We start from the raw sequence: 21754 nt of genomic DNA, 5'->3' as shown, positions 1-21754 counted from the left end.
GACGAAAATAGCCCTGTCCTTGTTCGACTCGGTTGCCGTTACCCGAGGCGAACGGGGTCGAATTCGAGAAAGGCCGTCTCGTAGCCCTCGTGGCGGGCGACCTGCGGCGGCACGTCCACCGCGAGGTCCGCGGTCGCGTCGTCGCCGGCGAGCCCCGGAACCGACGCGCCGTAGTGGAAGCCGAGGTCGGCGTCGAGGCCGGGTTCGAGTCGGCCGTCGAAGCGGGTCGACCCGCCGGACGCGACGGTCGCGGTGAGCCCCAGCCGCGGGACGAGAAGGCGGTTGTAGGGCGTCTGCGGGGAGACAGCGAGGTAGGGGTCGTCGCCGAAGCGGTCGGCGTCGAGGACGGTGCCGACGAGTCGGAGGCTGCCCGTCGTCGCCGACCCGAGCGCCGTCCCCGGAAGCGTCTCGGGGGCGCGGCCGAGGGGAAGCCCGTCCATCTCCATCGGCTTGACCGCGCCGGGGTCGCCCTGCTGGTCGTCGAGCGTCGTGTACGGGAGGTCGTCGCGGTCGCGGGCGCTGTACTCGAAGTCCAGCGTCGCGGTCGCCGGGGAGTCGAACCGGCCGACGAGGTCGCCGAACAGGCGCAGGGAGGGCGCGCCCACGTCCACCGTCACCTCGTAGGTCCCGTCGCCGTCGAGGCCGAAGTTCGAACCGTAGTGAAAGCCCATCCGCTGGGAGAGCATCGCGTAGACGACCTCCTCGCTCACGAGGTCGCCGTCGCGGGCGATTTCGAGCGAGAGGCCGGTGTCGGGGACGACGACGCCCGTCTCGGCGTCCCAGACGGACGCCATGAGATGCACGTCGGCGCCGGCCTCGACCGAGATTTTCGACGTGCCGAAGCCGTCGCCCTCGTCGGACATCACCCAGAACCGGTGGGGATAGCTGTAGAAGACCCCCACCCGGAGGTCGCCGGCGTCCGCGCTCCCGACCATGCGCATCCCCTCGGTGTGGGTCGGGACGTACACCTCGTCGGGGCGGTTCGAGACGACCGGCGGTTCGTTCGACGTGTAGAGTCGACCGAGCTCGGCGAGACAGCCGGAGAGCCCGGCGGTTGCGACGGTCCCGCTCGCCGCGAGAAACCGACGCCGACTCGTCATGCCTCCCGGAGCGCGGTGAGGTCGTCGATGAGCGTCTGTTCGTCCGGTTGGTTGCCGCGGTAGGTCCGCTCGACGTAGCCGTCGCCGTTGACGAGCGAGACGAGCCCGAGGTGGGTGAACATGTAGTTGCCCTCGTCGTTCGGCTCGTTCTTCTGGAAGAAGACGCCGAACTGGTCTTCGACGACCGACTTCGCCTCGGCCTCGTCGGCGGGGCGGAGGAAGTGCCAGTTGCCCGCGTCCATGTCGACGTTCATCTGGTCGGCCTCCGCGCGGAAGGCGTCGGCGTCGTCGCGAGCGGGGTCGAACGTGATGGGGTAGAACGACACCTCGTCGGCGTAGCCCTCGCTGACCGAGTGAATCTGGACCTCTCGGAGCGCGCTGATGAGGACCGGACAGACGGTCATGCAGTTGGTGAAAAAGTACGTGTGGAAGTGCGGCACGTCGATGTCGCGCACGGACACCTCACCCCCCGCGATGGGGTCCGCGAGCGTCACGTCGGGGACCTGCTGTCCCCACGCCGGGTAGGGGAGGTCCTCGCTGGACACGTCGTTCTCGCGGTCGGGCTTCGACAGCGAGACGTTGGGATTGGCGTCGCCGCCGCCGAGACAGCCCGCGAGACCGAGCGCCGCGCCCGCCCCCGCGGCGCGGAGATACGTTCGTCGTTTCATTACCCACCGCTAGCGGCCCGATACTCAAATGCCGTTTGGTGTGCGTTTCGAACGCCAGCGCGCGTGTTCTCGTCTCGCACGACCGCGGCGAAATCTTCGACGCACACACCAGAACGGACTTCCCCGAGAGGTCCCTAGCCGGGGTATGTTCGACGGGTCTCCGTCCCGCCGGGAGTTCCTGAAGGCCGCGGTCGCGGCCGGGGGCGCGGCGGCGCTCTCCGCCTGCCTCGACAGGGCACCGGACGACCCCGTCCCGGCGGGGACCGACGCGTTCGAGACGCTCCCGAGCAGACAGCACGCGTGGAACGAGTTCTGCCGGGCTGACGACCACGGCAACGTCGAGATGCCCCGGCATCAGGTGCTTCTCTACCTCGACCTCGCGGGCGAAGGACCGCCCACCGAGGCCGACCGCGAGGCCGTCGAGAACGCCTTCCGCGTCCTCGACCGCGCCTACGAGCGGAGCCACGAGGGTGTCATCTGGTCGGTCGCCTACTCCCCGCGGTACTTCGACCGCTTCGACGACCCGCTCCCGGCGGGCGTGGACCTGCCCGAACCGCGGGCGCTGTCGCCCTTCGAGACGCCCGAGTTCGACCGGCAGGACGCGCTCGTCCACCTCGCGTCCGACCGCGCCGACGCGGTCCTCGAAGCCGAACAGGCGCTCCGCGGCGAGGTCGACGAGGCCAACGGCGTCGCCGTCGACGCCGACCTCTCGGGGGTCTTCTCAGTGGACTCCAGACGGACGGGCTTCGTCGGGGCCGGCCTCCCGGCGGAACACCAGTCCGACCTGAACGGCGTCCCCGACGGGAACCCCGTCCCCGAGGAGTCGCCGCTGTTCATGGGGTTCAAAGCCGGCTTCGCCAAGAATCAGGCCACCGAGGAGTACGTCACCATCGACGAGGGGCCGTTCGCGGGCGCGACCACGAAGCACGTGGCGAACGTCCGCCAGCGCCTCTCGGACTGGTACGACGAGGAAGACCGCTACCATCGGGTCATGAAGCTGTTTTCGCCTGCCCACGCCGAGCAGGACCTCGTCGAAGGCGTCGGCGACAACCTCGGCGACGACAGCGGCATCGACGCGATGCTCGACAGCCTCCGCGACGACGCCTTCGAGTTCGGCCACGTCGGCCACGCCCAGAAGGCCGCCCGCGCCAACCGCGACGACGAGGGCAACGTCAAACTGCTCCGCAGACACTTCGAGTCGGCCGACGACGGCGTGGCGAGCCTGCACTTCCCGTCGCTCCAGCGTGGCATCTCCGAGTTCGAGGCGGTCCGCGAGGCGATGAACGGCACCGACCTGACCGACGTGCCGACCGTCCGCCAGCGCGTCAACAACGGCATTCTGGAGTACATCTTCGTCAAGCGCCGCGGCAACTTCCTCGTGCCGCCGCGGGAGATTCGGTCGCTGCCGACGCCGACCGGCGAGGCTCCGGGGCTGGGCGACTGAGTCGGCCGCCGCGGGCTATCGGGCGGCCGACCGCCCGCCCCCTCAGACGTGTCCCAAGAACGACAGCGCCAGCCAAATCTGCCAGAGACCGGCGAGCACCATCACGCCCGCGGCGACCTTCTGGACCGAGCCGACGTGGCCCGACAGCGACCGGATTCGGTCGCCGCCGAGCGCGGCCGCGACGGTGACGACCGCGAGCGGGAGCGCGGCGGCCGCGGCGTAGGCCCCCAGCGAGACGACCGCCTGCGGGGTCGGGAGCGCGAGCGACTGCGTGACGACGCCGAGGAAAATCGGGACGACGCAGCCGGCGGCCGCGAGGCCGTACACCGCGCCGAAGACGCCGAAGCCGGTCACCGACGACCGGTACTCCGGGAGGACGACGTGGAGGCTCGGCGCGCGACCGGAGAACATGAGGACGCCGAAGCCGACGAGGGCCACGCCGACGAGCGGTTCGAGGAGCGCGAGGTGCGAGGCGATGCGGCCGCCGACGACCGCGAGCGCGCTCCCGATAGCGCCGAGGACGAGCAGGGCGGCGAGCGAGGCGACCGACCCGCGGACGGCCGCGCCGCCGAGGTCGGCCTCCTCGCGGGAGAGGTAGTAGCCGACGTAGCCCGGGAGAAGCGGGTAGGCGCAGGGCGCGAAGAAGGTGGCGACGCCCGCGCTGACGGCGAACGCGAGCGTGCCCGCGAACCCGGGGTCGAGTCCCAGCACGGGACCGAGACCGAACCCGGGCATCAGGCGACGTCCTCGACGGCGGCGCGGAGGTTCTCCTCGCTGGCGAGGCCGCGGTGGGTCCACGACACCTCGCCGTCGGCGTCGAAGACGACGAGGTACGGGAGGCCGTTCGCGCGGACCGCGCGCATCAGGTTACTGTCGGGGTCGTGGCCGACCGTCCAGTTCCCGTCGTGTTCCGCCCACCACGCGCGGATGTCGTCCATCGTGAGGCCGCCGCCGAGGCGCTCGTTCGTCACCGAGACGAACGCCACGTCGTCGCCGAACTCCTCGTGGAGCGTCCGAAGCGACTCCATCTGGGCGACGCAGGGCGCACACCACGTCGCGAAGAGGTCGAGGACGGTCGGCGTCCCGTCCGCCGGGATTTGTGCCTCGCCAGCCGTCGAGCCCTGCGCCTCCACGGTGTCGACGACGAGCGGGAGGTCGCCGGACCCGGACGACGCGGTGGCCGAGGCAGTTCCGGTGCCGTCGTCTCCGGTTCCGGCGGTCGTCGCGGTCGTCTCGGCGGACCCCTCGGGGGTCGAACCGTCGCCGAGACAGCCCGCGAGGCCGGCGACGCCCGCGCCCGCGAGAAGAGAGAGGAGGGCGCGTCGTCTCACCGGTCGTCACCTCGTCGGGGTCGGCGGAGCGGTCGCGTCGCGTGCATACTCGTGGCTAGTGAATCTCTGCGTAAAGAGTCGCTGGTGTCGTGCGCGAATCCCGCGAGAGAGGTAGTGTGCGAGTCGAAACCGGTTATCGAGCGTCCTCGACGGCGCTCTGGAGGTCGGACCACCGCGGGGGGGCCTGCTCGCCGTCGACGAGGACGGTCGGCGTCCCCTGGAATCCGCGCTCGTCGACGGCCTCGGTCCGCTCGGCCTCGATGAGCGGACGGTAGCGTTCCCGGGAGGCGGCCGCGGCGACCGAACAGCCGTCGAGGTCGGCGTCGTCCGCGAGCGACCGGAGCGTCGAGAGCGAGCCCTCGGCGTCGCCGCCGGTGAACTCCGACTGGTTCTCGTAGAGCGTGTGGGCGAACTCGAAGAAGGTCTCGTCGTCGGCCTCGTCCTGGACGGCGCGGGCCGCCGAAGCGCCCTTCCACGACCACCAGTCGTCGACCGGAATCGGGAGGTCGTGGTGGCGGTAGCGGACGACGCCCTCCGAGACGTACTCGGACCGGAGTTGCGGAGCGACCTCGACCGCGAAGGTCGCGCAGTGAGGGCAGGCGAAGTCCTCCCAGACGTCGACGACGACGCTCGCGTCCTCGGCCCCGATGACGGGCGTGGGGAGCGAATCGACCGTGTCGCGTGCGGGGACCTCGCAACCGATGGCGGCGACGGCGTCGTCGCCGGAACCGCCGCTTCCGCCGCCGAGACAGCCGGCGGTTCCCAGCGTCAGCGCACCCGCCGTGGCAGCGAGGTACGCGCGTCGTGTGTTGCGCATGGTCGGGGTCGGGGACGAACGAACTTAGATTCTCCGAGGCGAATCGCGGGGTTTCGGAGGCCCTTGCCGCTTTTCGTGGTTCGGTTCGGGAACCGCGGCGGCGGCGCGATGGACGGTCGGCGGCCTTTTGCCGGCTCTCTCCCGTCGTCGCTCGAACGACACCGCTTAAGCCTCGCGTGGCGTCACCCGACACGTGCCAACCGTCCACTTTCGCGGCCGGAAAATCGAGTGCGACCGCGGAGACGTGCTCCGCGACGTGCTTCGAGCGGCCGGCGAACCGCCGCACAACGGTCACTCGTCGTGGTTCAACTGCCGCGGCGGGGGCTCGTGTGGTACCTGCGCCGTCCGGGTTCGCGGCCCTGTGACCTATCGGACGAAAAAGGAGCGCCGCCGGCTCCGGTTCCCGCCGCACGACTCCGACTCGGGGCTCCGACTCGCGTGCCAGACGGTCGTCCTCGGCGACCTCTGGGTGGAGAAGTACCCCGGGTTCTGGGGCCAACGCGTCGAAGCCGACGAGAGCGAAACGGGAGACGCGCAGGACGCGGAAGACGCGCAGGACGCAGAAGACGCGCAGGGACCGACCGGCTGAGCCGGCGGCCCGGTCAGTCGCCGGCGACGTGGTCGTACCACGACAGCAGGTCGTCGCGGTCGCGGGTGTCCGGCGGGAGCTCCGAGACGCGGAACCACCGCGCGGCCGATATTTCCTCGTCGGGGTCGTTCACGCTGAGCTCCGCGGCCTCGTCGGCGCGGGCGCGGTAGACGGGCATCACGCCCCACGTCTGGTGGCCGTCGCAGCGGATGTCGACGCGGGTGGCCATCGCGAGGCCGCCGTAGTCGGCGGTGATGCCGGCCTCCTCGGCGAGTTCGCGCCGGGCGGCCTCGGTGAACCCCTCGTCGCCGTCGACGCCGCCGCCGGGGAGGACCCAGAGGTCGACGCCCTCGTGGCGGACGAGCAGTATCTCGTCGTCGCGGCGGCGGACGACGGTGTGGACGCCGTAGGGCGTCCCCGTGGACTTCACGCGGGCGGCGAGCGTGCGAAACCGCGGGCGGGAGACGCGGCGGGTGTGGACCGGTTCGAGGTAGTCGGCGTCGGCGTGGCTCCGGCGCAGGCGGTGGTAGGCCTGCTCGGCGCGCTGGCGCGCCTCGTCGGCGAGGAACCACAGGTCGTCGACCGTCATCGGCGCACGGCCGGCGGTCGATGTGCGAGCGGGCGACTCGGCATAGCTCACGGTTCGGCGCGGCTCCACAAATCGGCTTCGACACGCGCCGTCGCGAGGTGGAGCCGGCGACTTCGCGGCCAATCATCGCCCTTTTATCCGGTGACGCGGAACCTGTGCGTATGAGCTTCGAGAAAGACGACAAGGTCGTTCTGCACGACAAGCACAGCGAGTTCGACGGCGAGACCGGGACGGTCACGCAGGTCATCGAGAGCATGTTCGGCGAGCCGACCTACACCATCAGCTTCGACGAGGGCCAGGAGGTCGGCATCGCGCAGGACCAGCTCGAAGCCGCCGACGCCGACGACGAAGCCGACGAAGAGTAAGCGACCGACACCGACCGACGCCTCTTAGACCCACTATGCCACGCGTTCCGTTCCACTACATCGACCTCCGAACGTTCTGTTACGAGACGGAAGACGAAAAACGGGTCGAGGAGGCGCTGCGGACGTTCCTCCCCGACGAGTTCGACGTCGACCGCGTCGAGAGCACCGGCCACCACGGCGACCGCATCATCGTCTTCTCCGCGCGCGTCGAGCGCGCGAACGACGTGCGGCACGTCCTCGCCAAGATTCGCGACCTCCCCGACTTCGAGACGCTCCTCGACGAACTCGACCAGCGCGTCACGGACAACACGGAGTTCTTCCTGCGGCTGGACAAACAGGCCGCGTTCAAGGGCGAGGCCCGCCGCGGCGGCGGGCTCACGCTCCGCGCGAAAGTCGAGGCCTATCCGGCGAAGAAGGAGGCCGCGGTGGAGAACGCCCGGGAAGCCCTCCTCGGCGACGAGTAGGGCCGCGAGTCGGGCGAGCGCAGTCGCGCTATTTTACTGGTCTTTCCACTTGATGGAACAGCCCTGCGAGGGGGACTCCTCGACGGGGATGTCGTCGCCGGCGAGGAGCGCCTCGACGGCCGTGCGCATCTCGTAGTCGGTCACCTCGTCGTCGGGGCTCATCGCGTCGTCGATGCGGGAGTGGAACGCGAGTTCGAACCCGTCGCCGGTGTTCTCGAAGAGGAACGGGTCGGGCGTGCAGACCGCGCCGTACTCGGCGGCGACTGCCTGCGACTCGTCGCGGAGGTAGGCGGTGTACCCAATCGTGCCGTCCTCGACGAGTTCCTGCATCTTCTCGAAGGAGTCTTCGGGGCGGTCCTCGGCGTCGTTCGGGTTGATGCCGACGACCGCGAGGTCGTCGTAGGCGCTCGCGAGGTGGTTCAGTTCCTCGAACTTCGCCTTCGCGTACGGACAGTGGTTACAGGTGAAGACGACGAGGAGCGCGTCGTCGTCGGCGAACGACGAGAGGGAGTACGTCTCGCCGTCGGTGCCGGGGAGTTCGAAGTCGGGTGCGGCGTCGCCGCGTTCGAGTTCGGAGTCGGATTCCAGGAGTACCATGTCGGCGCGTTGGCCCGCGAGCATCAAAAGCGGTTGGCCCGCGGCAGTTCCGCGTCGCCTTCGGCGGCGGTGTGAGCCCGCTCAGTCGATGGAGACGAGGGCGATCGCGAGGACGGCGAAGCCGATACCGGCCGCCTTACGAACCGTCAGCGGCTCGCCGAGCGCGACGATGCCGACGACCGACGAGAGCGCGAGGAACATCCCGAAGATGGGGGCGACGATGGAGACGGGACCGAGCGCGAGCGCCCGGTAGTACGCGAGGATGCCGACCGCGAGGCAGACGCCAGCGCCGAGGACGTAGGGGAGCTTCGAACTCACGACCGAGTCCGTGACGCTCTGCCCGGAGACGACGATGACCCCGACGGTTCCCACGACGAGCACGCTGTTAGCGACCAGCGCGGCCACGTCGCTCGGAATCTTCCCCTGTCCCGTCGTCGCCACTTTCATCAGCGGCGCGACGAGGGAGTAGGCCCCGAGCGCGACGACCGCCCACGAGATGTAGTTCACGGATAGAACGGGGTCCCGAGTCGTGTATAGGGTTACGATTCGGCGTCGAAACCGCGCGAACGAGCCGGGATAACACGGGGACGGAATCGGAGTACTCAGTTTAGAATCAAGTACAAAATACGCCCCCAAGTAGACGAAGTAGACCATATACCGGCCACGTGCAAATTTTTATCAAGTATTATCGCATATTGGTGTGTATGTCCCAGGAAGTACAACCCTCGGTCATCGCGCACACGTGGGACGACCCGACTCGGTGTCCGTTCTGTCTCGACGAACTGGAGAGCGAAGGAGAGGGGTTCATGGACCACCTCGAAGAGAGCCCCATCTGTCAACAGGGGTTCGGCATGTGGCGCGACGCGGTCGCCGACGACGTTCGCGGCGAGTGGTCCGGATAGGCGGCCAAAAACGGTCGTTTTTCGCGACTCGGTCGGCTCACTCGGGAGCGACGCCGAGCTGCGACAGCATGGTCATGATGTCGGTGCTGTTCCACTCTTCGACGCACAGGCCGCCCTCGTAGCGTGCCTGCACCATACCCCACGTGTCCATCTTGCGGTGGGTCGCGGGGATGTCGCCGCGGGCGCTTCGGAGCGTCCCGTCGTGGGTGCCGGTCAGGTGATACCGGGCGTACACGCTGTCGTCCCGCGCCGCCACGTCGAACAGTTCCACGTGGAAGTCGGAGAAGGCGTCGTGGTACCGCCGGGCCCACTCCTCGACCGCGTCGGTCCCGATGATGCCGTCGGGGTCAGAGAAGGCGTGGACCTCGACCAGCGGGTCGTACTCCTCCCTGATGACCTCGTAGTCGCGTTTGTTCCACAGTTCGTCCGCCACGCGCAGGAACGACGCTCGGTGCTGTTGTTCTTTCTCGGATGTTGCTGCCATTTCCACCACCGTTCGGAGAGACGCGAGGCGACCGCTTAGTTATGAATTGTTGTCATCATGAACGTGGCCGGAGAAGGGAATCGGGATTCGGGCTCCCGCGACCGCGAAGTGTCAATGGAACTATCACCGCGGAGACGGAATCGCGGGGCATGTCCGCTGCTGTCTCGCCGATTGCGGTGTTCGTTCCGGCGCTCGTCTTCGGCGGCGCGGGGTTCGCGTTTCTGGGGCCGTTCGGTGCCGGGTTCGGCGCGGTCGTCGGCATCGCGCTCGGGGTGCTCGTGGGTCGAGGAGACGAGTACTGAGCGCGAACCACTGGAGTAACCGCCGCGAGCGAACGCGCCGTCGTCAGTCGCTCGGGGTCGCCTGCGGCCGCCGCGCCGACCCGTCGACCCGGCCGAGGAGCCACCGGGTCAACCCGAACGAGAGCAGGCCGAGGACCGCCACGACGCCGAAGGTGACGCGCACGCCGGCGAGGTCGATGAGCGCCCCGAACGCCGGTGGCGCAACGGCCCCGCCGAGCGAGATGCCGATGGTGACGACGGCGAAGTTCTTGCCGAGGTCGGCGCGCTCCGAGAGGCGGTCCGCGAGGGTCGACCGCGCCGGCCGGGAGACGCTGATGGTCCCGCTGAAGGGGAGAATCAACACGACGAGCGCGAGCGGGAGCGACCCGCTCGCCAGGAGCGCCGCCAGTCCGGCGAGCGCGGCGTAGCCGCCGAGGGCGACGTTGCCGGGGCCGACGCGGTCGGTGAGCGCGCCGCCGACGAGAATCGTCCCCGCGCCGACGACGAGCATCCCCGAGACGAGGAGGTTCGCCGCCCCCGGCGCGAGGTCGTAGCCGGCGGTGAGCAGTTGCGGCGAGTACGTCCGGATGCACCACGCGGCCGCCGAGGTGAGAAACGAGAGGAGCGCGAGGCCCATCAGCCCCGCCGACGAGAGGAGTGCCGACGCGCCCCGCCGAACGCCCGCGAGCGTGGGGCGAGACGACGGGCGGTCCTCCGTCGCCGGCTTCTTGATTCGCTCGGGGAAGCCGCGGGCGACCGGGAGCGCGACGAGCGCGAACGCCGCGCCGAAGACGGCGATGGCCGCGACGGTCCAGCGCCAGCCGAACCCGAGCGCGCCGACGCCGGCGGCGATGGCGTACGAGACGGCGAAGCCGAGCGACCCGCCGAGGGCGTGCAGCGAGTACGCCCGCCCGCGGTTCGTCTCCGAGGAGGCGGTCGCCAAAAGCGGGTAGTGCGCGGGGTGGTGGCCCGCGATGCCGACGCCGAGGAGCGCCTGCGAGGCGAGGAGCCACGGGTACGAGGGCGCGAGCGCGGTCGCGGCGATTCCCACCGCGCCGACGACGAGCGAGACCGCGAGGACGAGCGTCCGACTCCGCGCGTCCGAGAGGTAGCCGAAGGGGAGTTGCAGGAGCGTCACGACCCCGCCCTGAACGCCGATGGCGAGGCCGACGGCGGCGATACTCACGCCGAAGTCGTCGGCGACGAGGCCGATGACGGGCGCGAGCGCGACGAGGTAGGCGTGGTTGACGACGTGCGAGCCCGCGACGAGGCCGACCACGCGGCGCTCCTGTGTCTCCGTCACACCGGCCAATGGGGGGTGATTCGTGAAAAGCCCGCGGTCCGCGGCGATGTTGGTCCCGGGGTCGGATTAGCCGCGGCCGCGACGTTCCCCGCCGAGGCGCGCGCCGAGCCAGAGGTCGGCGAACGTGTCGAAGAAGTCCGCGCCGGTGTCGACGAGTTCGCGCTCGATGCCGAGCGCCTGACACCGCTCGTCCACCGCCGCGAGATGCGATTGGAGTCGGTCCGTGTACTGCCGCGCCGCCGACCCGCCGAAGTAGGTCCGGCGGGTCGCCTCGGACTCGGGGTCCTCGAAGATGGCGTCGCCCGTCGCCTCCGGGCCGAGTTCCTCGGGGGTGAGCACCTGCGCGACGAGCACGTCGTTCCGCGCGAGCGCGGCGAGGCCGGAAGCGACGTCGTCGGGGTCGAAAAGCAGGTCGCTCACGACCACCACGAGCGACCGCGAGCGGATGGTCTCGGCGTAGGTCGAGAGCGCGGCCGTGATGTCGCCGTCGCCGCCGGGCGTCGTCTCGTTGAGGCGCTCGACGAGCCGGAGCACTTCGCCGCGGCTCGACGCGTCGGTGTCGATGCGGTCGGGCAGGTCGCCGAGGAGCGAAAAGCGGAAGTCGTTGTTCTCCTCGGCCGTGAGGTGGCAAAAGCCGAGGCCGAGCTTCGCGCCGTACTCGAACTTGTTCGCGTCGCCCTCGCCGAAGTCCATCGAGGCCGAGGCGTCGAGGAGGACGTGGACCGTCAGGTTCCGCTCGGCCTCGAACCGCTTGATGAACAGCTCCTCGGTCCGGGCGTACACCTTCCAGTCGATGAGCCGCGGGTCGTCGCCGGCGGCGTACCGCCGGTGGTCGCTGAAGGTGAGCCCCTCGCCCACGTCCGGCGACTCCTGGTCGCCCTGCCGTCGGGCGTTCGAGACGCGCTTCAGCGAGGTGTCGAAGCGGTCGAGTTCGTCGAGGAAACCGGGGTCTATCATCGGTTCGTCACTCGTTCAACAGCCGCGCAATCACGTCGTCGGGGTCGAGCCCCTCGCGCTCCGCCCGGAAGTCGAGGATGATGCGGTGTCTGATGACCGGCGGGGCCATCTCGACCACGTCCTCCCACGAGACGTGGGTGCGCCCGTGGACGAACGCCCGCGCCTTCGCGGCGAGGACGAGCGCCATGCTCGCGCGGGGGCTCGCGCCGAACTCGACCTGCTCGTCTTCGCGGGTCTTGCGGACCAGTTCGATGGTCCGGTCGCGGATGTCGTCGGAGATGGGGACCTGCCGCACGAGCCGTTGGGCCGCGAGCAGGTGGGTCCGCGGCAGGACGCGCTCGACTTCGGGCGACGCGCCGCCCTCGGCGTACTGCTTGACGATGGACCGCTCCTCGTCGAACTCGGGGTAGTCGACGAGAATCTTCATCAGGAAGCGGTCGGTCTGCGCCTCGGGGAGCGGGTAGGTGCCGCCCTGGTCGATGGGGTTCTGCGTCGCGAGGACGAAGAAGGGGTCCGGAAGCTCGTAGGTCTCGCCCGCGGCGGTCACCTGCTTTTCCTGCATGGCTTCGAGGAGCGCGGCCTGCGTCTTCGGCGTCGCCCGGTTTATCTCGTCGGCGAGGACGACGTTGGCGAAGATTGGCCCGCGCTCGAACACGAAGTCCCGACCGTCCGGCGTCTCGCGGATGATCTCGGTGCCCGTGATGTCCGAGGGCATCAGGTCGGGCGTGTTCTGCACCCGCGAGAACTGCAGGTCCGTCGCGTCCGAGAGGGCGCGCACGAGCGTCGTCTTCCCCAGTCCGGGGTTCGATTCGAGCAGCGCGTTGCCGTCGCAGAGGACGCAGACGAGGAGTCGCTCGACCACGTCGTGCTGGCCGATGATGCGCTTTCCGACCTCGTCTTTGACCGCCGCGACGCTCGCCTGGAGGTCCTCGATGCTGAGGTCAAGGTCGTCGTCTGTCTCGACCGCGATATCGCCTTCGGCCGCGGTCTGCTGTCCGTCGTCTCCGAGCCAGTCTCGTTTGTCACTCATCGTCGTTCTCTCGTATCTTCAGGGTGTAGTCGCGAATCAGGTCGGCCTCTTCGAGCGTGTCGTCGGCGAGGTAGCCGGCGCGCTGGCTCTCGACGGCGCTGTCGCCGCCGTAGCCGGTCGAGTCGTAGGCCGCGGCCGACGACTCCGGTCCGTCGCCGCTCCCGCCGGTCCCGGCGACGGTGGCGTTCAACTGCTCCGAGCCGGCGTCCACGTCCTCGGGGTCGCCGAGAATCGAGCTCCCGTTCTGGAGCCCCGTCTCCTCGTCGGGTTGGTCGAGGCCCTCGCCCGCCGGCCCGCCGTCGCCGGCGAGTCCCTCGAACTGGATGTCCGAGACGGCCACCTGGATGCTCCCCGCCGAGAGGAGCAAGGCGACGAGCAGCGCGCCGACGATGCGGCGGGTCGGCAGGAGCTCAACCGACGACGACTCCCGCAGGCGGGACAGCACGTCGTCGTAGAGCGCGACCGACATGCGCGAGTCGCGGTTCGGGTTCCCCTCGTCGGCGACGAGGTCGCGGGCGGTCCGAAGCGCCTCGGCGACCGAGGGGTTCACCGCCTCGAACTGCTCGACCGGCGGTACCCGCATCAGGATGAGGTACTCCGCGACGCCGACGAGGAGGCCCACCGCGAGGGCGATCGGGACGGCGACGTGGACCGAGACGGCCGGGTCGACCCGCGGGAGGAAGCCGAGCGACACCGACGACTGGACGGGTAACTCGACGACCCGGAACGCGATGTTCGCCAACAGCGTCGCGACCGCGGCGTCGACGACGCTGGAGACGACGGCGGCCTTCACCGCCTCGCGGCGGACCTCGCTGACGGCGTCGGCCATCGCCTCGCGGCGGGTCGCTCCCGATTCCGAGGCGGCGGCCGTGTCTGGTGCGTCGGACGCGTCGGGTGCGTCGGAAGCATCAGGAACGTCGCTGCCGTCGGTGCCCGGTTCGGGCGGGGGTGATTCAGACACCGCTGCACACCGCCGGTTCGTTGCCGTCTTCGAACTCGGAACAGGCCCGCCGGAGGTCGGATTCGAGGTCGTCGACCCGGTCTTCGAGGTCGTCGATGTCGGACTGGAGCGTCTCTATCTGGGCCTCCAGTTCGGCGTTCGTCTCCTCCAGTTCCTCGTTATCCGTTTCGAGGCCGTCTATCTGGTTTTCGAGCCGGTTGCGCTGTTCTTCGAGTTCGTCGAGCGTCGCCGTGAGTTCGCTGATACGGTTGCGGGCGTCTCGGAGATTGCTTTCGGTCTCTTGGAGTTCGCTCCGCGTCGACGACAGCTCGCTTTGGGTCGATTCGAGCTGCGACTCCGTGTCTTCGAGGTTGTTCGCGACCTGCGAGACGTCGCCGCGGGTGCGTTCGAGGCTGCTGTTCAGCTCCTGGAGCTCCGCCTGCGTCGCCGACAGATTCTGTCGGGTTTGCGAAAGGTCCTGTTCCAGCGCCTCGTTTCGCTCGCGCAGTTGCTCGTTTTGCTGGTCGAGCGAATCGACCGAGTACTGGTAGAACATCGTCGCGCCGACGGTTCCGGCGGTGAGGAGGACGACGACGAGGACGAGACCGAGGTTCAGGGACCGACCCAGGGAACTCATATCAGACCACCTTCACTTTGCGTTCGACCCCGATACACTTGAAGACGCCGGACGAGCACCTCGGCGAGGTAGAGGAGGAACGCGGCGGCGACGAACGCGGCCGCCCAGTCGTCGCGGACGGGTTGGACGCCGGCGGCGTTGTCGCGGGCGGAGGCGGCGATTTCGGCCGCGTCCTCGGAGTCGTACATCGTCCCGCCGCTGTCGGAGACGGCGGCTTCGAGCGCGGCCGACCGACCGAACCCGGCGTACTCGGCGGGGTAGTTCACCGCGAAGGCCGTGTCGAGCACGTTCCGGTAGCCCGTCTCCGTGGGGACGACCGTCGCCTCGTAGACGCCGGAATCGACCGCCGAGAAGGACAGCCCCTCGACGCCCCGCGGGCGCTCGCCGCCGCGGTAGACGACGGTCGTCGGCTGGTCGACGCGGGTGTCCGCCACCTCGGCGACGCCGGTCGCCTTCCGCTCCGGGTCGCCGATGACGTAGTTCGTGGACTTCGTGAGCAGGAGCGAGTCGGGGCTCCGGAGCAGGCCGTCGAGCGTGCCGTCGCCCGCGTACGTGGTGATGGTGGCGACGCGGCCGAGGCCGTAGCGCCACGAGGCGACTGCGGGGGTCCCGTCGTCGGCCGCGACGAGGAAGTTCGCGCCGCTCCTGACCGACACGTCGTTGACGCTGCCGGGGTTCGCGGTCAGTTCGACGCCGGCGGTGACGAAGTCGTTCTGGTCGACGACCGTGAGACCGTCGCCGGCGTACTGGCGGTTCGACCCGCCGAAGAGGATGCGGAGTCGGTCGGTCTCGTCGGCCCTGAGGTAGTTCCCGCCGGACGCCCGCGCGATGGTCCGGAGGGTCTGTTCGTTCGGGCTCGGCCCGGTCCCGATGGTGATGACGCGGACCCCGTCGCGGCCGAGTTGGTCCGCGACCCTCGCGGCGTCCTGGAACCGGTCGTGTCCGTCGCTGATGAGGATAATCGTCCCGCGCCTGTCGCCGAGTTGCTGGGCCGCGCCCTCGAGGCCGACGGAGATGTCGGTCGCGCCGCCGGACTGGAGCCGGCGGATGAGGTCGGCTGTCGACTCGCGGTTCGGCCCGAGCGGGCGGAGCGGCGAGACCTCGTAGGCGCGGTAGTTGAAGCCGACGATGCCGACCTGGTTCTCGTCGCCGAGCTGGTCGAGCGCGTCGAGCGCGACCGACTTCTGGACGCGCATGCCGCTTTCCGCGCTGCCGGACACGTCGATGGCGAAGACGAGGTTCGTCTGCTGGGACGTGCCCTCGCCGGTCGTGACCGGGAGCATCGACGCGAGGCTCGACCCGTCGTAGCCGCCGTTTTCGAACGAGTTGCGCCCGCCGACGGTCAGGAGACCGCCGCCGTCGATGACGAACCGCTGGAGCGATTCTGTGTTGCCAACGTCCTCGGCCCGGATGTCCTGCAAGACGACGGCGTGGTACGCCGAGAGGTCGGCGGGGACGGCCTCGGCGGTCTCCACGTCGTACAGCTCCGAGAGGTAGTCGCGGAACGGGTAGTCCCCACGGGAGACGTACAGCACCCGCGGCGGCTCGACCACGCGGACGGTCTTGCGGAACACGTCGTTCGTCTGGAAGCGGTCGTCGCTCTCGATGCGGGCGGTGACGCGGTGGGTGCCGGTGGTCTCGAACGTCTGGGAGAACTCGACGCCGCCGGTCGTGTTGACCACCTCGCGGGCGACTTCCTCGCCGTCGACATCCACGACGAGTTCGACGGTCGCGCCCTCGGCGTCCTCGGGAACGACCCCGTCGACCTGCGCGAGGAACGCGTTCTCGACGCCGACGCTGGTCTTCGACGGGCCGCTGACGGTGACGTAGTGTTCGGCCTGGCTCGGTTCGAGCGCGACCGCGCTCACGGTCGCGTTGAGGTCGCGGGCGAGCGTCGTCGCGGACGCGAGGCTCCGCCCCGAGGTGACCCGCCCGTCCGAGACGAGGACGACCGTCCCGTCCGGTCTGAGGTTGGCCGCGACGGCGTCGCCGATGGGCGACTCCTCGCCGCGGGCGACCGTCGAGGTCGTGACGGGGACGCCCTCGGCCTCGATGTCCGCCGCGAGCTGCGACGCCACGTCCTCGGTGACGGCCGCACTGTCGGAGTCGTCGACGAGGAGCGTCACCTGCGGGTCGCCGTCGGTCATCCGCGTCGTGACGGTGTACGGGCCCGCGGCCGCGACGACCAAGCACAGGACGACGAGGAATCGGGACGCGAACAGGAGTCGCCGGGAGCGCCCGCCGGCGGTCCCGTCCGCCCCGCGGAAGATGAGTGCCCACGCGAGGAGCGCGGCCACCGGGAGCGCGACGAGGAACAGCGGGCGCTGCACGCCGATTGTCCGACCGGCGGCCTCGACGGTCCACGCGAGGGGAGTCAGCGGGGAGCCGGAGGCGACAGAGCCGAGCGCGGTCAGCGCGGCCGACGTCGATCCGAGCGCCGCCATCAGAGGTCACCCCGCCGGCGCAGGTAGGCCAACTCGACCATCGTCGCCGCGAGCGCGACCAGCGCGGCCCACTTGGTCAGCGGGTCCGGAACCTCGCGCTCTTCGACCCGCGTCGGGTAGTCCGAGGGGGCCGACTCGCCGTCGAGCGGCGCGGCGACTACGTCGGACTCGGCCTCGCTGAGGAGCGACGCCGCGAACCGCTCGTCGCCGACGCGGTAGAAGCCGGCGTCGGCGAGGCGGACCTCGGGGCCGGTCGCCTCGCCCGCGGGTGTCTCGACGGTCTGGTTCGCGCCCGCCGCGAGCGACCCGCCGGTCGCCCGGTTCAGCTCGGAGAGCGTCGAGCGCCCGGCGAGGTAGAACACCGAGCGCTTCCAGAACACGGGGTACTGGTAGTTGTACTTGAACGCCGAGCTGTCCTCCATGAAGCCGTAGTAGAGGACGCGGCCGGCCCCGCGGCGCTCGACGGCGACGAGCGAGGTGCCGCCGGTCGTGGTCACGAGCGACTGACCCGACCGGAGGTCGCCGGCAACGTACTCGGTCGGCGGCGGGAAGGTGATGTCGCGGGTTATCTGGTGGCTCTCGACGGTCCCGATGGTCGGGTTCGTCTCGATGCTCGCCTGCGAGACGAGCTGCAGGTCGCCGTAGTTCGGCGACTCCTCCTGTGCCTGAATCGCCACGCCGCCGCCGTCGGCGACGACCTCGCGGCCGGCCTCGACGTTGCCCGAGAGCAGGCGACCGGGGTTGACGTTGCTGTAGATGACCACGTCGTAGTTCGTCGAGACGGCCGTCGGCGGGTTGTCAACGGTCAGCGACACCTCGGGGATGACCGACAGCGCGGCCGTCAGGTAGCGGTTCTCGTCGTTCGTGAGGACGAGCACGTCCACCGAGGCGTCCTCGGGTGCCGCGACGTACAGCGCGTCGTCGGTCGGGAAGGCGTCGCCCGGCGAGAGTTCGGCGCGCCCGCCGCCCGCGGGGACCGGAAGCGTCGCGGTCGCCACGTCGCCGGGGTCCATCCGGACCTCCCGCGTGACGCCGGCGAGAGAGAGCGTCCGAGTCGTCGCCGAGTCGCCGTAGTTCTTCACCGTCACGGTGACGTTCGTGCCCGAGAAGCGCCGGTCGACGATACCGACGTTGCCCTGTCCGCCGCCCGCGAACTGCCGGAGTTCGACCACGAGGCCGCGGGCGCGGGCCTCGCGGACCGCGTCGCTCCACGGCGAGTCGTCGGCGAAGTCGCTCAGGACGACGACGCGGGCGTCCTCGCCGGCGATGGAGGCGGCGGCGGTAATCGCGGAGCGGAGGTCGCCGGGTGCCGCGCTCGCGCGCAGGCCGTCGAGGGCGGCGCGGGCGTCGGTCGCGCTCCCTCGGCGGAGCACCACGTTCGCGTTCGACCCCGCCGCGACGACCGAGGTCGTGCCGGAGACCTCGTCTCGCGCCGCGGCGAGAGCGCTGTCGAATCGGGTCCCTCCGCCGTCCCGGACGCCCATGCTCGCGCTCGTGTCCACGACGAGGACGGTCTCTTGGACCGTCTCCGACTCGGGAACCATCACGTACGGCGTCGCCAGCGAGCCGACGAGCGCGACGAGCGCGAGCAGTTGGATGAGGAGGAGCAGGCTCCGGAGCAGGCGGTCGAAGATGGGGTTCGACGCGTTTCGTCCCGCCGAGTCCGCGAGGAACCGGAAGGTCGGGAGGGTGCGCCGGACCGGCTCCGGCCGCAGCAGATAGAGGATGACGAGGGGGACCGCCCCCAAGAGGGCGACCAACCCGAGGGGAAACAAGAAGAACTCGTCGAGGGCCATGCCCGACCCGTGGCGCGCCTCCGGTATGTCTGTTTCCCTATTTGTTGACACGTTCCGAAATATCGACCTATCGGAATACGTGAATGTTCGGAGCGACCGCCCGCGGCGACTCACCCGTAGGATTACTGTCGGGAATTATATTGTCAAGCGAAAGTACGTCATTGCATAACAATGCACTCAAAGCATAACACGACACAATTTTATGCTCTAAAGTTATTTGTCGAGCTACGATGGGAACTGATAGGTACACACCGCGGTCGTACGACGACATCGCCCCGGAGCAGCGCCCGACGCTCAAACAGGCGCTCGTTCCGGTGCTCGGACTCGTCGCCTTCCTCGGTCTCGGGTCGGCGTGGCTGGGACTCGACCCGCACATCCCGCTCATCTGGAGTATCGCGCTGGTCGGTCTCCTCGGTCGTTTCGTCTGGGGCTACACCTGGGAGGACCTCTACGAGGGCATCGAACGCAGCCTGGCGATGGGGCTACAGGCGATTCTCATCCTGTTTGTCATCTACGGCGTCGTCTCGACGTGGGTCGCCGCGGGGACGATTCCGGCGCTGATGTACTACGGTCTCGACCTGCTGTCGCCGCAGGTGTTCCTGCCCGCGACGGCGCTCCTCGTCGGCATCGCCACCTTCGCCATCGGCTCGTCGTGGACCGCGGTCGGCACGCTCGGCGTCGCCTTCATCGGCATCGGCTCCGGCCTCGGCGTCCCCGAGCCCATGACGGCCGGCGCGATTCTCTCCGGTGCGTACGCGGGCGACAAGCAGTCGCCGCTTTCGGACACGACGAACCTCGCAGCCGCCGTCACGAACACCGACCTCTACGACCACATCCGCGCGATGCGAAGCGGGACGGCCGTCGCGTTCGGCCTCTCGCTCGTCGGCTTCGTCCTCCTCAGCCTCGGCATCACCGGCGCGATTCCGGCCGGCCAAATCGCCGAGATTCAGACCGCCCTCGCCTCCTCGTACGACATCACGCTCCTCGCGTTCCTGCCGCTCGCGGTCACGTTCGGCCTCGCCGCGGCGGGCTACCCCGCGCTGACGGTCCTCCTGGCGGGCGCGTTCGCCGGCGCGTTCACGAGCATCCTCGTGCAGGGCGCGTCGTTCGTCACGGCGTGGCAGACGTTCATGAGCGGCACCGGCCCCGAAACCGGCTCCGAACTCGTCAACAGCCTGCTCGCCTCCGGCGGCGTCTCCGGCTCCGCGTGGACTATCGCCGTCGTCGTCGCGGCGCTGACGCTCGGCGGCCTGCTCGAACAGACCGGCGTCCTCGCCGTCCTCGCCCACCGCCTCCAGCGCGGTATTCGGAGCCCGCGCCTGCTCGTCGCCTCCACCGGCCTCTCGGCGATACTGACCAACGCGCTCACCGCCCAGCAGTACATGAGCATCGTCGTCCCCGGCATGACGCTCCGCGACACCTACGACGAGTTCGGCCTCGACAGTTCGGACCTCTCGCAGGCCATCGAGTCCGCCGGGACGCCGACCGGCGCGCTCCTCCCGTGGCACGCCGGCGGCGCGTACATGGCCGGCGTCCTCGGCGTCTCGACGCTCCAGTACGCCCCCTACTACATGTTCGGCTACCTCTCGCCGCTCGTGCTGTTCGCCTTCGTCCTCGCGGGCGTCGGCTTCTCGGGGAACAGCACGGCACAGCCCGGTCCCGCCGCTCCGGCGGCGGACGACGACTGACGCGAACCCGCGCCGCGAACCGAACCGAAAACTCCCGTTTTTCTACCGCTCTAAGGCCGCCCTGAGCGCCCGCACCTCGTCGCGGACGGCGACCCACTGTTCGACCGTACCGGGGAGTTCGTCGCCATCGCGGTCGTCGCGTCCCTCGATTCGGTCGCGGACGGCACCGGGGTCGTCAACGTCCTCGAAGCGGATTGCGCCGCCGCCCGCGGCCTCGACCGAGACGGTCCCGTAGCCGAACAGCGACCCCGCGACGCCCTGCGAGAGCGCGCTGTTCTGGACGCGGTCGAGGGAGACGCGCTGGACGGTCCGAGACAGGACGCCCGACTTCCGGTAGAGCGCCCTGTCGGTGACGACGAAGCGCGTGTTGGTGACGCGGAGGTACGACCACGCCGGCAGGAGGAGTCCGACGAGGGCCGCGAGCGCGAGCGCCGGCGCGTCGTTCACGACGGCCACGGCGACGGCCGCGACGGCGATTGCGCCCCCGACGACCGCGGCGGGGATGACGGTCTGTATCCGCGGGCGACCCGCCCAGCGGACGGTCTCGTCGTCGCCGCGGGCCAGCCAGTCGTCGATGGCCGCGGCGGGCGCAGCATCGGCGTCGCCGGCCGTCGAGTCGGTCGCGGCGCGCTCGGACGGCGAGTCCGCGGGGCTCGAATCGCCGCCCGTCATCGCTCGTCGGTCGTCGCGTCGAACTCGAAGTCGCTCGGTTCGAGCGCGTCGGCCGACGCGTCGGCGTCGGAGTCGGAGTCGGTTCCGCCCTCGTCGGGACCGTCGTCGCCCGCGGCGGCGCCCTCATCGCCTTCGACGGCCCGCCGAATCGCGCGGAGTTCGGTCAGGATGTCGTCGAGGACGGCGGCCTTCCCCTCGGCGTCGGTCTCCGGCCCCGCGCGGCGCTTGATTCGCTCGTTGATGAGCGACTGGAGCGACTGCGGTTCGGCGACGTTCTGGAAGCTCATCTCGATGCCGCTCCCACCGGCGGTGCTGATGTTGACGGAGCCGTAGCCGAACTGCGCGCCGAGGAACGTCTGGCTGTAGGAAGTGTCTTGGACCTTGTCGAACTCGATGCGCTGGACGCTCCGAGAGAGGACGCCCGACTTCCGGTAGAGCGCGTCGGACGTGACGACGTAGTTCGTGTTCTTGTGCGAGAGGTACGACCCGACGAGAAGCGGGATGCCCACGAGGACGAGCGAGAGCGGGACGCCGACGATGAAGGAGGGCACGAGGCTGTAGGGATGCGGGGTGTCGGCCCAGAGCACCTCTTCGTCGTCGTCGAGGGTGAGCCAATCGAACTCGGCGTTCATGGCGGACACGTTTCCGCCGGCGGC

General features: G+C 69.8%; 25 protein-coding genes. 7 read left to right on the top strand and 18 right to left on the bottom strand.

The features are described 5' to 3' along the window. Positions 1-38 precede the first annotated feature (38 nt). Both DEQ92_RS02495 and DEQ92_RS02490 read right to left on the bottom strand, forming a co-directional pair. Positions 39-1100 carry an iron transporter gene (locus tag DEQ92_RS02495; protein ID WP_115804764.1) on the bottom strand — a complete coding sequence of 354 codons (1062 nt, stop codon included), beginning with the start codon at positions 1098-1100 and terminating at the stop codon, positions 39-41. Further along, positions 1097-1768: an SCO family protein gene (locus tag DEQ92_RS02490; protein ID WP_050458954.1), complete on the bottom strand. Its 672-nt coding sequence runs from the start codon at positions 1766-1768 to the stop codon at positions 1097-1099. The genes DEQ92_RS02495 and DEQ92_RS02490 overlap by 4 nt, the downstream gene beginning before the upstream one ends. A gap of 145 nt (positions 1769-1913) precedes the next feature. On the opposite strand from DEQ92_RS02490, the gene DEQ92_RS02485 reads away from it, so the two are divergent. Continuing rightward, positions 1914-3212: a twin-arginine translocation signal domain-containing protein gene (locus DEQ92_RS02485; protein WP_115820379.1), complete on the top strand. Its 1299-nt coding sequence runs from the start codon at positions 1914-1916 to the stop codon at positions 3210-3212. Between the two features lie 42 nt (positions 3213-3254). On the opposite strand, the gene DEQ92_RS02480 is transcribed toward DEQ92_RS02485, so the two are convergent. From DEQ92_RS02480 to DEQ92_RS02470, 3 genes are all read right to left on the bottom strand, one after another. Then, the gene (locus tag DEQ92_RS02480; protein ID WP_004977329.1) at positions 3255-3947 is read right to left on the bottom strand and encodes a cytochrome c biogenesis CcdA family protein; all 693 of its coding nucleotides are present in this window, start codon (positions 3945-3947) and stop codon (positions 3255-3257) included. Further along, complete coding sequence (locus DEQ92_RS02475) at positions 3947-4543, bottom strand: TlpA disulfide reductase family protein (protein ID WP_115804766.1); 597 nt, start codon at positions 4541-4543, stop codon at positions 3947-3949. Before DEQ92_RS02475 ends, DEQ92_RS02480 begins: the two co-directional genes overlap by 1 nt. A gap of 133 nt (positions 4544-4676) precedes the next feature. Further along, the gene (locus DEQ92_RS02470) at positions 4677-5360 is read right to left on the bottom strand and encodes a DsbA family protein (RefSeq protein ID WP_115804767.1); all 684 of its coding nucleotides are present in this window, start codon (positions 5358-5360) and stop codon (positions 4677-4679) included. 193 nt (positions 5361-5553) lie between these two features. Between DEQ92_RS02470 and DEQ92_RS02465 the strand changes: the two genes are divergently transcribed. After that, positions 5554-5949 carry a 2Fe-2S iron-sulfur cluster-binding protein gene (locus tag DEQ92_RS02465; protein WP_115804768.1) on the top strand — a complete coding sequence of 132 codons (396 nt, stop codon included), beginning with the start codon at positions 5554-5556 and terminating at the stop codon, positions 5947-5949. 13 nt (positions 5950-5962) lie between these two features. On the opposite strand, the gene DEQ92_RS02460 is transcribed toward DEQ92_RS02465, so the two are convergent. Next, complete coding sequence (locus DEQ92_RS02460) at positions 5963-6538, bottom strand: NUDIX hydrolase (RefSeq protein WP_004977325.1); 576 nt, start codon at positions 6536-6538, stop codon at positions 5963-5965. 161 nt (positions 6539-6699) lie between these two features. Here DEQ92_RS02460 and DEQ92_RS02455 point away from each other — a divergent pair, with 161 nt between their 5' ends. Both DEQ92_RS02455 and DEQ92_RS02450 read left to right on the top strand, forming a co-directional pair. Beyond that, positions 6700-6903 (top strand): hypothetical protein, encoded by a 204-nt coding sequence (locus tag DEQ92_RS02455; RefSeq protein ID WP_004977323.1) that lies wholly within the window; start codon positions 6700-6702, stop codon positions 6901-6903. Positions 6904-6938: 35 nt separating this feature from the next. Further along, positions 6939-7367 (top strand): RNA-binding protein, encoded by a 429-nt coding sequence (locus tag DEQ92_RS02450; protein ID WP_004977322.1) that lies wholly within the window; start codon positions 6939-6941, stop codon positions 7365-7367. A gap of 33 nt (positions 7368-7400) precedes the next feature. Here DEQ92_RS02450 and DEQ92_RS02445 read toward each other — a convergent pair whose 3' ends face one another. Both DEQ92_RS02445 and DEQ92_RS02440 read right to left on the bottom strand, forming a co-directional pair. Then, complete coding sequence (locus DEQ92_RS02445) at positions 7401-7964, bottom strand: thioredoxin family protein (protein WP_115804944.1); 564 nt, start codon at positions 7962-7964, stop codon at positions 7401-7403. Between the two features lie 81 nt (positions 7965-8045). Then, positions 8046-8471, bottom strand: coding sequence for an EamA family transporter (locus tag DEQ92_RS02440; RefSeq protein WP_004977319.1), 426 nt, complete (start codon positions 8469-8471; stop codon positions 8046-8048). Between the two features lie 197 nt (positions 8472-8668). On the opposite strand from DEQ92_RS02440, the gene DEQ92_RS02435 reads away from it, so the two are divergent. Beyond that, the gene (locus DEQ92_RS02435; RefSeq protein ID WP_004063678.1) at positions 8669-8866 is read left to right on the top strand and encodes a hypothetical protein; all 198 of its coding nucleotides are present in this window, start codon (positions 8669-8671) and stop codon (positions 8864-8866) included. A 37-nt stretch (positions 8867-8903) separates the two neighbouring features. Here DEQ92_RS02435 and DEQ92_RS02430 read toward each other — a convergent pair whose 3' ends face one another. Continuing rightward, positions 8904-9350: an ester cyclase gene (locus DEQ92_RS02430; protein ID WP_004977317.1), complete on the bottom strand. Its 447-nt coding sequence runs from the start codon at positions 9348-9350 to the stop codon at positions 8904-8906. 149 nt (positions 9351-9499) lie between these two features. Between DEQ92_RS02430 and DEQ92_RS23720 the strand changes: the two genes are divergently transcribed. Then, complete coding sequence (locus DEQ92_RS23720; RefSeq protein ID WP_187367324.1) at positions 9500-9652, top strand: hypothetical protein; 153 nt, start codon at positions 9500-9502, stop codon at positions 9650-9652. A gap of 43 nt (positions 9653-9695) precedes the next feature. On the opposite strand, the gene DEQ92_RS02425 is transcribed toward DEQ92_RS23720, so the two are convergent. From DEQ92_RS02425 to DEQ92_RS02395, 7 genes are all read right to left on the bottom strand, one after another. Further along, positions 9696-10934 (bottom strand): MFS transporter, encoded by a 1239-nt coding sequence (locus tag DEQ92_RS02425; RefSeq protein ID WP_115820378.1) that lies wholly within the window; start codon positions 10932-10934, stop codon positions 9696-9698. A gap of 66 nt (positions 10935-11000) precedes the next feature. Further along, positions 11001-11891, bottom strand: coding sequence for a DUF58 domain-containing protein (locus tag DEQ92_RS02420; protein ID WP_004977312.1), 891 nt, complete (start codon positions 11889-11891; stop codon positions 11001-11003). A 7-nt stretch (positions 11892-11898) separates the two neighbouring features. Next, positions 11899-12921 (bottom strand): MoxR family ATPase, encoded by a 1023-nt coding sequence (locus DEQ92_RS02415; protein WP_004977310.1) that lies wholly within the window; start codon positions 12919-12921, stop codon positions 11899-11901. Further along, positions 12914-13750, bottom strand: coding sequence for a hypothetical protein (locus tag DEQ92_RS02410; protein WP_004977307.1), 837 nt, complete (start codon positions 13748-13750; stop codon positions 12914-12916). The genes DEQ92_RS02415 and DEQ92_RS02410 overlap by 8 nt, the downstream gene beginning before the upstream one ends. Positions 13751-13874: 124 nt before the next feature. Further along, positions 13875-14498, bottom strand: coding sequence for a chromosome partitioning protein (locus tag DEQ92_RS02405; RefSeq protein WP_115804769.1), 624 nt, complete (start codon positions 14496-14498; stop codon positions 13875-13877). Continuing rightward, positions 14495-16942, bottom strand: coding sequence for a VWA domain-containing protein (locus tag DEQ92_RS02400; RefSeq protein WP_115820377.1), 2448 nt, complete (start codon positions 16940-16942; stop codon positions 14495-14497). The genes DEQ92_RS02405 and DEQ92_RS02400 overlap by 4 nt, the downstream gene beginning before the upstream one ends. Beyond that, the gene (locus DEQ92_RS02395; protein ID WP_115820376.1) at positions 16942-18738 is read right to left on the bottom strand and encodes a BatA and WFA domain-containing protein; all 1797 of its coding nucleotides are present in this window, start codon (positions 18736-18738) and stop codon (positions 16942-16944) included. Before DEQ92_RS02395 ends, DEQ92_RS02400 begins: the two co-directional genes overlap by 1 nt. A 230-nt stretch (positions 18739-18968) precedes the next feature. On the opposite strand from DEQ92_RS02395, the gene nhaC reads away from it, so the two are divergent. Beyond that, a complete protein-coding gene (nhaC, locus tag DEQ92_RS02390) occupies positions 18969-20426 on the top strand; it encodes a Na+/H+ antiporter NhaC (RefSeq protein ID WP_115820375.1) in 1458 nt (485 codons plus the stop codon). Positions 20427-20468: 42 nt separating this feature from the next. Here the strand turns inward: nhaC and DEQ92_RS02385 are convergent, their stop codons facing one another. Then, positions 20469-21098, bottom strand: a complete 630-nt coding sequence (locus tag DEQ92_RS02385) for a PH domain-containing protein (protein WP_004977298.1) — start codon at positions 21096-21098, stop codon at positions 20469-20471. Further along, a complete protein-coding gene (locus DEQ92_RS02380; RefSeq protein ID WP_115820670.1) occupies positions 21095-21730 on the bottom strand; it encodes a PH domain-containing protein in 636 nt (211 codons plus the stop codon). The genes DEQ92_RS02385 and DEQ92_RS02380 overlap by 4 nt, the downstream gene beginning before the upstream one ends. Positions 21731-21754 lie beyond the last annotated feature (24 nt).

It is taken from the genome of Haloferax sp. Atlit-6N (assembly GCF_003383195.1).
GTDB lineage: Archaea > Halobacteriota > Halobacteria > Halobacteriales > Haloferacaceae > Haloferax > Haloferax gibbonsii.
The sequence above is the reverse complement of the archived record's forward strand: the minus strand, read 5'-3'. Positions and strand labels throughout refer to the sequence as shown.

Excerpts from the sequence above, each read along its gene's own strand:
- DEQ92_RS02490 (WP_050458954.1), bottom strand. The coding sequence starts at position 1,768 with ATGAAACGACGAACGTATCTCCGCGCCGCGGGGGCGGGCGCGGCGCTC.
- DEQ92_RS02395 (WP_115820376.1), bottom strand. The coding sequence starts at position 18,738 with ATGGCCCTCGACGAGTTCTTCTTGTTTCCCCTCGGGTTGGTCGCCCTC.
- DEQ92_RS02415 (WP_004977310.1), bottom strand. The coding sequence starts at position 12,921 with ATGAGTGACAAACGAGACTGGCTCGGAGACGACGGACAGCAGACCGCG.
- DEQ92_RS02450 (WP_004977322.1), top strand. The coding sequence starts at position 6,939 with ATGCCACGCGTTCCGTTCCACTACATCGACCTCCGAACGTTCTGTTAC.
- DEQ92_RS02480 (WP_004977329.1), bottom strand. The coding sequence starts at position 3,947 with ATGCCCGGGTTCGGTCTCGGTCCCGTGCTGGGACTCGACCCCGGGTTC.
- DEQ92_RS02455 (WP_004977323.1), top strand. The coding sequence starts at position 6,700 with ATGAGCTTCGAGAAAGACGACAAGGTCGTTCTGCACGACAAGCACAGC.
- DEQ92_RS02445 (WP_115804944.1), bottom strand. The coding sequence starts at position 7,964 with ATGGTACTCCTGGAATCCGACTCCGAACTCGAACGCGGCGACGCCGCA.
- DEQ92_RS02420 (WP_004977312.1), bottom strand. The coding sequence starts at position 11,891 with ATGATAGACCCCGGTTTCCTCGACGAACTCGACCGCTTCGACACCTCG.
- nhaC (WP_115820375.1), top strand. The coding sequence starts at position 18,969 with ATGGGAACTGATAGGTACACACCGCGGTCGTACGACGACATCGCCCCG.
- DEQ92_RS02400 (WP_115820377.1), bottom strand. The coding sequence starts at position 16,942 with ATGGCGGCGCTCGGATCGACGTCGGCCGCGCTGACCGCGCTCGGCTCT.
- DEQ92_RS02495 (WP_115804764.1), bottom strand. The coding sequence starts at position 1,100 with ATGACGAGTCGGCGTCGGTTTCTCGCGGCGAGCGGGACCGTCGCAACC.
- DEQ92_RS02485 (WP_115820379.1), top strand. The coding sequence starts at position 1,914 with ATGTTCGACGGGTCTCCGTCCCGCCGGGAGTTCCTGAAGGCCGCGGTC.
- DEQ92_RS02460 (WP_004977325.1), bottom strand. The coding sequence starts at position 6,538 with ATGACGGTCGACGACCTGTGGTTCCTCGCCGACGAGGCGCGCCAGCGC.
- DEQ92_RS02430 (WP_004977317.1), bottom strand. The coding sequence starts at position 9,350 with ATGGCAGCAACATCCGAGAAAGAACAACAGCACCGAGCGTCGTTCCTG.
- DEQ92_RS02470 (WP_115804767.1), bottom strand. The coding sequence starts at position 5,360 with ATGCGCAACACACGACGCGCGTACCTCGCTGCCACGGCGGGTGCGCTG.
- DEQ92_RS02435 (WP_004063678.1), top strand. The coding sequence starts at position 8,669 with ATGTCCCAGGAAGTACAACCCTCGGTCATCGCGCACACGTGGGACGAC.
- DEQ92_RS02385 (WP_004977298.1), bottom strand. The coding sequence starts at position 21,098 with ATGACGGGCGGCGATTCGAGCCCCGCGGACTCGCCGTCCGAGCGCGCC.
- DEQ92_RS23720 (WP_187367324.1), top strand. The coding sequence starts at position 9,500 with ATGTCCGCTGCTGTCTCGCCGATTGCGGTGTTCGTTCCGGCGCTCGTC.
- DEQ92_RS02380 (WP_115820670.1), bottom strand. The coding sequence starts at position 21,730 with ATGAACGCCGAGTTCGATTGGCTCACCCTCGACGACGACGAAGAGGTG.
- DEQ92_RS02405 (WP_115804769.1), bottom strand. The coding sequence starts at position 14,498 with ATGAGTTCCCTGGGTCGGTCCCTGAACCTCGGTCTCGTCCTCGTCGTC.
- DEQ92_RS02410 (WP_004977307.1), bottom strand. The coding sequence starts at position 13,750 with ATGGCCGACGCCGTCAGCGAGGTCCGCCGCGAGGCGGTGAAGGCCGCC.